General features: G+C 37.1%; 10 protein-coding genes, 1 pseudogene and 1 riboswitch. Of the genes and pseudogenes, 5 read left to right on the plus strand and 6 right to left on the minus strand.

Features of this window, described 5'->3' with window-relative positions:
- Positions 1 to 6: 6 nt before the first annotated feature.
- From MOK21_RS13330 to crcB, 5 genes are all read right to left on the minus strand, one after another.
- Entirely contained in the window at positions 7 to 168 is a 162-nt protein-coding gene (locus MOK21_RS13330) for a hypothetical protein (protein ID WP_249074486.1), read from the minus strand.
- Between the two features lie 253 nt (positions 169 to 421).
- Positions 422 to 1,702, minus strand: a complete 1,281-nt coding sequence (locus MOK21_RS13335; protein WP_249074487.1) for a Na+/H+ antiporter NhaC family protein — start codon at positions 1,700 to 1,702, stop codon at positions 422 to 424.
- 100 nt (positions 1,703 to 1,802) lie between these two features.
- A riboswitch (SAM riboswitch) is annotated at positions 1,803 to 1,909 on the minus strand.
- 217 nt (positions 1,910 to 2,126) lie between these two features.
- On the minus strand, positions 2,127 to 2,474 hold the full coding sequence (locus MOK21_RS13340; protein ID WP_249074488.1) for a hypothetical protein: 348 nt from the start codon (positions 2,472 to 2,474) through the stop codon (positions 2,127 to 2,129).
- 30 nt (positions 2,475 to 2,504) lie between these two features.
- The gene (locus tag MOK21_RS13345; protein ID WP_249074489.1) at positions 2,505 to 2,834 is read right to left on the minus strand and encodes a fluoride efflux transporter FluC; all 330 of its coding nucleotides are present in this window, start codon (positions 2,832 to 2,834) and stop codon (positions 2,505 to 2,507) included.
- On the minus strand, positions 2,831 to 3,193 hold the full coding sequence (gene crcB, locus MOK21_RS13350; RefSeq protein WP_249074490.1) for a fluoride efflux transporter CrcB: 363 nt from the start codon (positions 3,191 to 3,193) through the stop codon (positions 2,831 to 2,833). The genes MOK21_RS13345 and crcB overlap by 4 nt, the downstream gene beginning before the upstream one ends.
- Positions 3,194 to 3,944: 751 nt before the next feature.
- On the opposite strand from crcB, the gene MOK21_RS13355 reads away from it, so the two are divergent.
- Both MOK21_RS13355 and MOK21_RS13360 read left to right on the plus strand, forming a co-directional pair.
- Complete coding sequence (locus MOK21_RS13355) at positions 3,945 to 5,687, plus strand: ABC transporter ATP-binding protein (protein ID WP_249074491.1); 1,743 nt, start codon at positions 3,945 to 3,947, stop codon at positions 5,685 to 5,687.
- A complete protein-coding gene (locus MOK21_RS13360; RefSeq protein ID WP_249074492.1) occupies positions 5,684 to 7,417 on the plus strand; it encodes an ABC transporter ATP-binding protein in 1,734 nt (577 codons plus the stop codon). Before MOK21_RS13355 ends, MOK21_RS13360 begins: the two co-directional genes overlap by 4 nt.
- A gap of 67 nt (positions 7,418 to 7,484) precedes the next feature.
- Here the strand turns inward: MOK21_RS13360 and MOK21_RS13365 are convergent, their stop codons facing one another.
- Complete coding sequence (locus MOK21_RS13365; RefSeq protein ID WP_249074493.1) at positions 7,485 to 7,856, minus strand: hypothetical protein; 372 nt, start codon at positions 7,854 to 7,856, stop codon at positions 7,485 to 7,487.
- A 174-nt stretch (positions 7,857 to 8,030) separates the two neighbouring features.
- On the opposite strand from MOK21_RS13365, the gene dacB reads away from it, so the two are divergent.
- From dacB to tnpB, 3 genes and pseudogenes are all read left to right on the plus strand, one after another.
- Positions 8,031 to 9,464: a D-alanyl-D-alanine carboxypeptidase/D-alanyl-D-alanine endopeptidase gene (dacB, locus tag MOK21_RS13370; RefSeq protein ID WP_249074494.1), complete on the plus strand. Its 1,434-nt coding sequence runs from the start codon at positions 8,031 to 8,033 to the stop codon at positions 9,462 to 9,464.
- A 177-nt stretch (positions 9,465 to 9,641) separates the two neighbouring features.
- Positions 9,642 to 9,901, plus strand: a pseudogene (gene tnpA, locus MOK21_RS13375) (IS200/IS605 family transposase); the annotation flags it as partial.
- A 10-nt stretch (positions 9,902 to 9,911) separates the two neighbouring features.
- Complete coding sequence (tnpB, locus tag MOK21_RS13380; RefSeq protein ID WP_249074720.1) at positions 9,912 to 11,045, plus strand: IS200/IS605 family element RNA-guided endonuclease TnpB; 1,134 nt, start codon at positions 9,912 to 9,914, stop codon at positions 11,043 to 11,045.
- Positions 11,046 to 11,091: the final 46 nt, after the last annotated feature.

The raw sequence follows: 11,091 nt of genomic DNA on the forward strand, positions 1-11,091 counted from the left end.
TTTAGGTCATCTCGCTTTAAATAGTCTATCTGCAACTGATTTTGTGATAGTAACAAGGGTAAATAACAATAAAAATTTCCAGATAAAGTTCAAATGAAAATCTTCAATCATATAAATAAAGATACCAAAAATTCCTGCAATTATTAAAGATTTATTTACTGTACTCATGCATTCAACAACTCCTTTTTTATTCTTACAAATTATTTTACATCAACCTCTTGGTAATTCCGAATATATGCTATAAGGATAAGGAGTTATATTTCTCAAAAAACAATATCGGTCCAAATCAGATCATTAACGCAGTTGTTCATAGGAGCTTAAAGACTTGCTTCAAATAAAAAATCCAATCGTTTTGATTAATCTTTTTTCAAAACGATTGGATTATTTTAATGTACGATCAATATTTTTTAATTGATGAAGTTCAAGCTATCTTTTTTGCAGGGTATCCGACAAGTATAGCAATGATTCCGCAAATTCCTATAAGAATTGGGTAGAAAGAGTATGGCAGCATGCTTACAGGAGATATTCCTGCTACACTTGCGGCTGCCAGGAATTGAGCTCCGTATGGCAGTAGACCTTGGACCGTACAAGAAAAAATATCTAATACACTCGCGGACTTTCTCGGTTCAATCCCATACTGATCAGCAATATTTTTTGCAAGCGGACCAGCAATTAAAATAGCAATTGTATTATTGGCTGTAGATAAATTTGTTAGGCCCACAAGTCCGGCAATGCCAAATTCAGCACCCTTTTTCGATTTGATTCTTCGCGTTGCCAGGTGAAGAAGAAAGTCAATTCCTCCGTTAAACTTAATAATCTCCACCATTCCAGCTATTAATATCGCAAGAAATGCCATTTCATACATGCCTGACATTCCTTCACCAATCTTTTGCAAAAGGCTCATTAAATGATAGCTACCATCTGCTAAACCAACAGCCCCTGCTAGAACAATCCCAAGTGCTAGAACAAGGAAAACATTCATGCCAGTTAACGCTAATATAATAACTAAAACATAAGGAGCAATTTTTATCCAATTATAGTTTAAATGCTCCACTTGGGCCGCTTCACCCATTGTAATAAGCCCTAAAATAATGCTCGTAACAATAGCTGCCGGCAACACAATCCAAAAATTCACCCTGAATTTATCCTTCATTTCCGCGCCTTGTGAGCGAACGGCAGTAATAGTTGTATCTGAAATAATGGATAAATTATCCCCAAACATTGAACCGCCAACTATCGCTGCCATTACTAAAGCAATGGAAAAATCGGTATGCTCGCTTATCCCAACCCCAATTGGCGCCAGTGCAACAATCGTTCCCACCGATGTACCCATTGATAGGGAGATAAAGCAGGCAATAACGAACAAGCCTACGACAAGCATGTTTGGTGGAACGACCGATAAAGCAAAGTTAACAGTGGAGTCCACTGCCCCCATGCCTTTTGTTACCGCTGAAAAGGCTCCAGCCAAGAGAAAAATAACAACCATCAGCATGACATTTAAGTTTCCTGCGCCTTTGCAAAAGATATCAACCTTTTTCGAAAAGGATTCTTTTCGATTCATTGCTAGGGCCACAGCGCCTGAAATGGCAATAGCCACAATGACTGGAAAGGCATAAAAATCACCTGTAATAACTCCAGAACCAATAAATAAAATTAAAAAAACAACAAATGGGATGAGCGCCCATGGATTCCCTTTCTTCATGTAAACCTCCAAAATTGAACACGTTTCTTGTCCATTCTTTTTCAATAAAAAAGCCTCTTCTTGAAATATCAAGAAGAGGCCTTATATCTATAAAACACTCCTCTTATCTATCAAGCCTTTGCCTGCTGGATTTGGCACAGTAACTTTATCATAAGTTCCGCTGCCGAGATTTCATTGGGCCAGTCCCTCCATCTCTCTTGATAAGAAGCAAATATATTATTTTTTTCACAATAAAATAAATAATATAATAAAATGTCGATTTTTGCAACACTTTTTTAATCAAACTTAACTTCAAAGCGCCATGTATGATTTGTTTGGGGTTACTATTCTTACGTAGCTAAATTTGATTGGAAGGGGGAAATAAAAGAAGTGTTGCAGCAATTGCTACTTTAAAAAGAGACGCCCTTGAGACAGTAAAAGGCGCCTAAAACATTTGTGGTAAAAATTCATTCATAAAGCGTTGATTTTTACGAAGCCATATTTTTAAAATCATACGATGGGTTAGAAGGCTTTGTCTTTTTCTTGGTCTAGCCTTAGCTTCTATTAAACATTGTAGTAGAGTAAATGTTTCTGCTGCAAAGTCTTGAGGGTCAACGAGGACATCAAGCTTATAATCAATTAACTTAGTTGCCTGCACCTTTGTAAGTAATTGTGCAAAGCGTGTATTCATTTCTGGAAAGTTTTCTTCTAGTTCCAGGTCGATTAAAGTATATAATGTTTGTTCAATTTCAGCTTCGAGCGCTTGTAATTGTTCAATGGATGGCTGTGTCAAAAAATCACCTCTAGTTTTTCATCAATGCTGCTACACAAGGGAAAAGCCAAGTGTAGCGAAAAGTAAACCGCATAAAACGGTAGTGCATATATAAATAATCGTTTGTTTCCATTTTTTCTGCCCTAAGAGCTGCAAACATTCAAAACCAAATGTTGAAAATGTTGTATAAGCTCCTAAAAAACCAAGCCCTATAAAATGCCAGATCCATTCACTTGGTTCGAATGCAAAGAGAAAGCCAATTGCAAAAGAACCCGTTATATTAATAAAAAACGTTGCCCATGGGTATGAATGGACAATCAATTTTCCTAGATAAAATCTCGTTAGTGCGCCCAAAAAGCCACCGATACCAATAACTATCATACGATGCGCCCCTTTGCTACCTTAAATCCTAGCCAGGCAGAAACTAAACCGCCAAAAACACTCACTAAACTATAAAGAACGGCTTGAAGCCATTTACTATCCTGCAAAAGTAATAGTGTTTCTAATGAGAATGTCGAAAATGTCGTAAAGGCACCAAAAAAGCCTGTACCAATTCCTAAAATAATAGGTGTACGTTTTGTAAACGTTGTAAAGAGCCATGCTAAACAAAAGCAACCAATTATATTTATGCAAAGTGTCGCATATGGAAAACCACCGTTATTTGAAAGTGCTAGACCAATGCTATATCGACAGATGGCACCAAAAAATCCGCCAATTCCAACAGCTAAAAATGATTTCAAAATAAAGACTCCTTAACTAAAATGTCTATAGTGAAAAGTGTATCATTTTATACCCACGTTGAGCGATAAATTTAAAAAGTTAGGTGATAAATTAGAAAAGTTAGGCGATAAATTTAAAAAGTTAGGTGATAAATTTAAAAAGTTAGGTGATAAATTAGAAAAGTTAGGTGATAAATTAAAGTTGGGCGATAAACCTAGAAATAGTTCCGATAAATTAAAAATTTGTTCCGATAAATTGATTAATGACCCTATCGAACTATGCGAGTTAAAGTCAATATAAAAAGTTGTAGGGAAATTTCTAAATTAAAGGTTCTCCGATTTAGCAATTCGCTACTTTAAAGCGCTAACTACTTCCTAAAAAACACAAAAAATAACAGTGAGTTGGTTGACAAATATTTCTAAAGTATGATAATCTTCAAGAACACTATAACAATTTGAAGGAAAGGAGGGCATGACGATGTTAATTTTATCAGTATCATATCAAAGTACAACTGCATACATCGTCCATGTCTTCTAACTTTTTATTTTGCGTTGCAAATAAAAGGCATGGGAAACTCCTGGCCTTTTATGAAGAGACACATGCTCTTTTTTGAGGGTATGTGTCTTTTTTGTTGCAAAAAAGGGTTGTAGTGACCATAAAAAGGAGTGTATGTGTATGCAAAACAAAGTACAAAAAATGATTTTCATCAAGGTATATCTGGATAGTGGGTAGCAAAGCTTTAACAGCACTAGAGAAAGAAGGTTATAACGTATGTTTGATGTTTTAAGTAAATTAAGCTGGTTTTTTAAGAAATATTGGAAGCAATATACAATAGCTGTCGTACTCTTAATGATTGCGAGTGGCTTAGAAGTTGTTCCGCCGTATTTACTAGGGTCAATTATCGATATATTGACTGCTGGAGAAATGACACCAGCTCTTTTAACGAAGTATATTTTGATTTTTGTAAGTATCATTATTGGGGGTTATGTCCTTAATTTTGTGTGGCAATTCAGACTTTTTGAAGGGGCTATTAACCTAGAGAAAATTTTACGTCGAAACCTAATGCAGCATTTCTTGCGGATGACGCCAACGTTTTATGAAAAAAATCGTACCGGAGATTTAATGGCCCGTGCGACGAATGATTTAAACGCAGTGTCACTGACTGCTGGGTTCGGGATTATGACATTGATTGATTCCACCATCTATATGGGCTGTATTATTTTTGCGATGGGTTATATGATTTCGTGGAAGCTTACTTTTTTTGCCATGCTGCCAGTGCCAATTATGGCCGTCCTTATTCAATATTTAGGGAAAATTGTGCATGAGCGCTATATGAAGGCGCAGGATGTTTTTGGAGAGCTGAATGATAGTGTTCTAGAGTCAGTGGCAGGTGTGCGAGTTGTACGGGCATACGTACAAGAAAAAAAGGACGAAGCTAATTTTGCGGAGATGAGTGAGGTTGTGTATGAAAAAAATATGCATACCGCTAAAATTAACGCTTTATTTGGACCGATTACAAAGGTTGGTACTGGAATTAGTTATGTTGTAGCGCTTGGCTATGGTGCTCATTTAGTAGCGATTGAGGCGATGACAGTTGGGCAACTTGTAACGTTCAATGTTTACTTGGGGTTAGCAGTTTGGCCAATATTTGCCATTGGGGAACTTATCAATGTGATGCAGCAAGGTAATGCTTCTCTTGATCGTGTACAGGAAACGCTAAACTACGAGATGGATGTTCGGAATATTGCGAATCCACAAACGATTGCGACACCGAATGCCATTGGCTTTGATGATTTAACATTCCAATATCCGATGAGTCAGGTGAAAAACCTTCAGGAAATTTCGTTGTCGCTGAAAAAGGGGCAAACACTTGGAATTGTTGGTAAAACGGGGGCGGGAAAAACAACCTTCCTACGACAATTATTACGCGAGTATCCAATCGGCGAGGGGCAGCTATCGATTGATGGAGTTGATATTACTGCACAAACGAAGGAGCAGTTACTCGATTGGATTGGTTATGTTCCACAGGATCATGTTTTATTCTCACGTACTATTCGTGAAAATATTTTATTTGGAAAAGAAGATGCTACACAGGCTGAATTGCACCAGGCGATTCGTGCAGCATACTTTGAAAAAGATTTGAAAAATTTACCGATGGGCCTAGAGACACTTGTTGGTGAAAAGGGTGTATCTCTTTCAGGTGGTCAAAAGCAACGTGTGTCCATTGCACGTGCTCTTATTAAAGACCCTGAAATATTAATGCTTGATGACTCGCTTTCTGCTGTAGACGCAAAAACAGAGGCAAGAATTATTGAAAATATACAGCGCGAACGACAAGATAAAACGACGATTATTACTACGCATCGTTTATCAGGAATTCAGCACGCCGATTTAATAATCGTGCTAGATGAAGGCCAAATTGTAGAGCAGGGAACACATGAGCAACTTCTTTCACAACAAGGATGGTATAAAGAGCAATTTGACCGTCAGCAGCTAGAAGGAGGTGCCTCATGAGTACGAATCAACGTTTAACACGCTACGCAATGTATTTTAAAAAACCGATCCTACTTGGATTATTTTTCTTAACACTCGCCGTCTTTACGGAGCTTGTTGGGCCGTTTATTGCGAAGCATATTATTGATAATTACATGACAATTGGCCACATTGAATTACAACCAATCACTTGGCTATTACTTGTCTATTTACTTTTAGCAATCGCAACAGCTGTTTTACGCTATTTTATGTATATCTATTTACAGATGGGTGCCAACCGTGTTGTACAAAAATTACGTAAAGATGTCTTTGAGCATATTCAAACATTGCCAATTCAATACTTTGATAATTTACCAGCAGGGAAAATTGTAGCCCGTGTAACGAATGATACCGAGGCTGTTCGTAATTTATATGTTCAAGTACTTTCAAACTTCGTTACGAGTTTAATTTCTATTGTAGGTGTTTATATCGCACTCTTTATTTTAAATTGGAAAATGGCATTCTTAGCATTGGCTATGATACCAGTCGTTTATTTATGGATGATTTTATACCGTAAAGTTGCTTCAAAATATAATGATGTGATCAGAACGAAAATTGCCGATATTAACGCAATGATTAATGAATCGATTCAAGGGATGACGATTATTCAAGCATTCCGTCGAGAGCAGCAAATGACGAAGGAATTTGATGATATGAATAATGAGCATTATGCGTATGAACGCAAGCTGCTTTTCCTGGATTCTGCAACTTCCTTCAACCTTGTTAATACATTAAGACTTCTTATGTTTACGATCTTTATTTTTTACTTTGGCACACAGTCATTTACGGCAACGGAAGTTATTTCAGCAGGGACATTGTATGCCTTTGTCGATTATTTAACGCGTTTATTTAATCCGATTACGAATATCGTCAATCAATTTTCTCAGCTTGAGCGCTCACTTGTTGCAGGAAAGCGCGTGTTTGAGGTGTTAGATATTGACGGGGAGCTAGTATCTGAAAAAAGTTTACCTAGATATAAAGGGAATGTAGTGTTTGAAGATGTTTCCTTTGCTTATAAAAATGATGAATACGTATTGAAAAACCTATCATTTGAAGCACATCAAGGTGAAACAATTGCCTTAGTGGGTCATACGGGGTCTGGGAAAAGTTCTATTATGAACTTATTGTTCCGTTTCTATGATCCTTCTAAAGGGAAAATTACGATTGATGGCATTGATATCACTTCGGTTCCTCGTCAAACAATGCGTGAACATATGGGGATTGTTCTACAGGACCCATACTTATTTACAGGTACTATAGCTTCGAACGTTAGCTTGAATAATCCTAAAATTTCGCGAGAAAAAATAGAAACTTCATTAAAGGCTGTTGGTGGGGAACGTGTTTTAGCGAACTTACCAAATGGCTATGATGAGCCAGTTATTGAGAAGGGGAGTACACTGTCGTCTGGGCAGCGTCAGTTAATTTCCTTTGCACGTGCGCTTGCCTTTGATCCGGCTATTTTAATTTTAGATGAGGCTACTTCTAATATAGATACGGAAACAGAGGAGATTATTCAGCATGCGATGGATGTGCTGAAAAAAGGACGTACAACATTCATCATCGCCCACCGACTTTCTACTATTAAAAATGCAGATCGTATTCTTGTCTTAGATCGCGGTAAGATTGTTGAGCGTGGCACACATGATGAGCTATTAGCACAGGGTGGCATTTACGAAAAAATGTATCAAATGCAGGCGAATTCTTTGCAATAATCATCTGAATGGTTACAGGAATAGTATATATGAAGCCCCACTTTATGAAAAAAGTGGGGCTTTCTATTTAAGATTTTACATTTTTAAAGACATTGACAAAGAAGAACAGCACGGAGATTGCCACTGCAATACCGCCGCCAGATACAAAGAGTTCAAATAACCAGTGCGGTACATCTATATGGACCATCATCATACCGACTAAGAGGAATGGTAATCCGATATTATAAAACCAAAATTGTGCTTTGGCCAGCCCTGTCTCGGCTGCATCTTTATATATTGAATAAATTAAACCGATAAAACCAGTTGTTAGCCAACCTACTACACCGATGTGTGCATGTGTCGCCGTCCATTCGAGTTGAATTGTATAATGCATAAACAGTCCAAAAGCCAAAGCAATCACTAAATATAAGACTGAAATCTTTATCCATTTAGCACCCATTTATAAACAACTCCTTTCCCGGAATGATTTAGCTAGCTATTACAGTTTATTCTTGTCGAATAAAAAAGATGACATATTATTCTTTGTAAAATAAAAAAGTGCTTTATTGTAAAATTCTAAATATTTAAGTAGAATAAAAGGATGAGAAGTAGAAATCTGACAATTGGAGGGTCTATGAAAAAGAAAAAATTTTTTTTAATGATGATGGTAATGGTCTGTTGTTCTCCTATCATCTTCGTTGTGAAGGCAAGTGCTAGTGAGCAAACAATGACAAAAAAAGTGAATAGCGTCATTGCGAAAAATTGGAAGAACAACGAGTTTAGCATTACTGTACGAGATACAGAAAAGGGGAAGGTACTTTACAATAGAAATGGTGAAAAAATGATACGCCCTGCTTCTACGCATAAGCTGTTAGTTAGTGCCGCTGCATTGGATTTACTGGGACCTGATTATCGCTTTGCTACAACGACATATGTTGATGGTCCAATTAAAGATGGGGTTCTTCACGGTAATATTTATTTACAAGGCGGAGGAGATCCAACGCTTTTACCTAATCATTTAGAGTCGTTTGCCAATGGCTTGAAAAAAATGGGGATCTCGAAAATTACGGGTTCCTTAATCGGGGATGATACTTGGTTTGATGCAGATCGTTTACCGAAGGGAATCGTACCTCAAGAAGAGGATCAACTATATGCTTCGCGAATTTCGGCATTAACGATTTCGCCAAATGATCAATATGATATTGCAACTGTGCAAGTGAAAGTGACAGGCTCAAAGGCCGGCACTGCGGCGAATGTTCAGCTTGTTCCGTTTGCAAGTACTATTCCGGTTGTAAACAAAACAAAAGTTGTTAAAAAGGGCCAGAAAAGTACTGTGAAAATTACAAGAGAATATGGTACAGAGCGAATCATTGTAACTGGTAATTTACCAGCAGGTTCACAGAAAAGTACATATGTCACTGTCTATAATCCAACTCTGTATACACTGGATGTATTTCGAGAAAAATTAGCCGCAAAAGGTATCCAAAAAATGCCTATTGCAACGGGTAAGATACCTGAAAATGCACAACGAGTAGGTATTTCAAATTCAAAACCATTAAAGGATATTAACTTTAAGTATTTAAAGCTAAGCCTTAATGGTATGGGAGATATGTTGACTAAACAACTTGGACGAGAGCTCCTTGGAGAAGGAAGCTGGTCGGCTGGGATCAAAGCGATTCGTAAATATGGTAGTGATATTGGGCTCAATATGGCGCAATGGTATTTTGAAGATGGTTCAGGTTTAAGTCACAAAAATCGAGTCAGCAGTATGCAAGAAAGTCTATTATTATATAAAGCTCGAAGCAAATCCTGGTATAACGCCTATTTAGATGCATTACCGCATGCTGGAAGAAAGGGTAGCCTAGTTGGAGCGACTTTAGAAAATCGTATGAAGGGCTATAGTGTTTCTGCTAAAACAGGCTATATTTCTGGAACTTATTCTTTAAGTGGTTATGTGAAAGGAAAAAGTGGCAAGTGGTATATCTTTAGTATTTTGACACAGGCCAATAAAACGTCAGCGATCCCAACGATTGATGAAATTGTTAAGCAGATTGCAAATGAAATGTAAAGGTGCTAAACAATTTAGTTCAGCGACAATTAGTTTATCGGTTTTCCACAAGAAGACTCCTTCCTCAATCACGTGCAGGGCGTAGCACAGTGATAGGTGGGAGATGAATTGTGGTTGGCGTTAGCCAAAAGTATTTAAACACATCATGCCTTATAATCAGGCGTATCTAGGTAAGAATATAATATTACTATTGTTGAGTGGAATCATGACAAAAACCATGTTCACATTTTGTTTAAAGCAAACCTAATACAGAATTATCCAAGTTCATCAATGCGTAGAAGAGTGCTAGTTCCCGACTGATAAAACGTGACTTCCCATTAGTTCGTAAAAAACTTTGGAAAGAAATGTTCTGGTCAAGAAGTTTTTGTTTGTTAACTACTGGTGGTTCGCCCATTCATGTGGTTAGAAAATACATCGAAAACCAAGGAATGAAGTGAGGTGAAAGCATTGTTAGTCAAAAAAGCTTATAAGTTCAGAATCTACCCAAATAAAGAGCAGGAAATACTGATTGCGAAAACAATCGGTTGTTCTCGTTTTGTCTTTAATCACTTCTTAGGTAAATGGAATGACGTATACAAAGAAACTGATAAAGGTCTGACTTACAACGCTTGTTCTGCTCAACTGCCACAGCTCAAAATGGAACTAGAGTGGTTGAAAGAAGTTGACAGCATTGCTATCCAATCAGCAATTAAAAACCTCGCAGATGCATATAATCGCTTTTTCAAAAAGCAGAATGACAAACCACGCTTTAAATCTAAGAAAAACAACGTTCAATCTTATACGACTAAGCATACAAACGGCAATATTGCTATTGTAGATAATAAGATCAAGCTACCAAAGCTCGGTTTTGTTAAGTTTGCCAAAAGTCGTGAGGTAGACGGACGTATTATGAATGTTACTGTTAGACGAAATTCAAGCGGAAAATACTTCGTGTCCATTCTTACAGAAGTTGACATACAACCACTTGAAAAAGCTGATTCTGCTATCGGTATCGACCTAGGAATTACTGACTTTGCTATCCTTTCTGATGGTCACAAGATTGACAATAATAAGTTCACTTCCAAAATGGAGAAGAATTTAAAACGTGAGCAACGTAAATTATCTAAACGTGCATTAATCGCTAAAAATAAAGGAATCGATCTTCTTGATGCGAAAAACTATCAGAAGCAAAAGCGTAAAGTTGCTAGATTACATGAAAGAGTCATCAATCAACGGGACGACTTCTTAAACAAGTTGAGTACAGAGATCATCAAAAACCACGATATCATCTGTATCGAAGACTTGAACACAAAAGGCATGTTGCGTAACCATAAATTAGCTAAATCAATCTCTGATGTATCTTGGTCTTCTTTTGTATCTAAATTAGAATACAAAGCAACTTGGTATGGCAAAACAATCGTCAAAGTAAGCAGATGGTTTCCATCTAGCCAAATATGTTCTGATTGTGGACATCATGATGGCAAGAAATCTCTTAAAATAAGAGACTGGACTTGTCCTAATTGTCATGCAAACCACGATAGAGATATTAATGCTAGTAAAAATATTCTAGCTGAAGGCTTACGAACATTAGCCTTGGTTTGAAAAATCATAGAACCGTAGGAATCTACGGAGATAGCTTGGTAAATAA

Origin of the sequence: Lysinibacillus sp. BPa_S21, assembly GCF_023337795.1 — a bacterium.
Taxonomy (GTDB): domain Bacteria; phylum Bacillota; class Bacilli; order Bacillales_A; family Planococcaceae; genus Lysinibacillus.